The following is an 871-nucleotide window of genomic DNA, read 5'->3' as shown; positions in this document are numbered from 1 at the left end:
GCCCCTCGCACGGAGCGGTCCCCTTCCCCCTCCTCACCGGCCCCGGACCGCCGAGCCCTCCAGCGCCTGCAACGGGCGGCCGGCAACACGGCGGTCTCCCGTCTGGTGGCCCAGCGCTACACGGCTCCGGTCAAGCCGTCTCCGGCCCAGGCTCCCGGTTTCCGGAGCTTGAAGGCGGCCGCGGTGTCAGGCGGGGCCTTCGTCGCCGTGTCGATGTCCTTGGCCGAGGACTCCTTGCCCTCCGTGACCTTGCCGTCGACCTCCGCCTTGACCTTCTCCGCCTTGCCGGACTTGGAGAACTTGTCGGCCTCGTCGAGGTTCTTCGGTGCCTGTGCGTCGATCGCCTTGTTCACCGCGTCGACGAACGCCCTCTTGTCGAACTCGCCGGGTTGCGCGGCGTTCATCTTTTCGGCGTTCGCCGCTTTGCCCTGGGCCTCCTTGTCGTCAGGGGGCGCGACCGCCGCGTCCTGGGAGGCCTTGGACTCCGCAGCCGCGGGCGGGTGAGCGGCGAGGCGCGTCTGCTTTGCAGCCACGGCCGCCTTCAAGCTCCGGAAACCGGGAGCCTGGGCCGGAGACGGCTTGACCGGAGCCGTGTAGCGCTGGGCCACCAGACGGGAGCCCCTCGCACGGAGCGGTCCCCTTCCCCCTCCTCACCGGCCCCGGACCGCCGAGCCCTCCAGCGCCTGCAACGGGCGGCCGGCAACACGGCGGTCTCCCGTCTGGTGGCCCAGCGCTACACGGCTCCGGTCAAGCCGTCTCCGGCCCAGGCTCCCGGTTTCCGGAGCTTGAAGGCGGCCGTGGCTGCAAAGCAGACGCGCCTCGCCGCTCACCCGCCCGCGGCTGCGGAGTCCAAGGCCTCCCAGGACGCGGC

Annotated in this window: 1 pseudogene; it reads right to left on the bottom strand. The window is 72.1% G+C overall.

The annotated features are described in order from the left end of the window. Positions 1-173 precede the first annotated feature (173 nt). Positions 174-611: pseudogene (locus tag EAO72_RS41045) on the bottom strand (hypothetical protein); the annotation flags it as partial. Positions 612-871 lie beyond the last annotated feature (260 nt).

It is taken from the genome of Streptomyces sp. OR43 (genome assembly GCF_008042275.1).
GTDB lineage: Bacteria > Actinomycetota > Actinomycetes > Streptomycetales > Streptomycetaceae > Streptomyces.
Note: the sequence above shows the minus strand (reverse complement) of the source record. Positions and strands in the feature narration are given on the sequence as shown.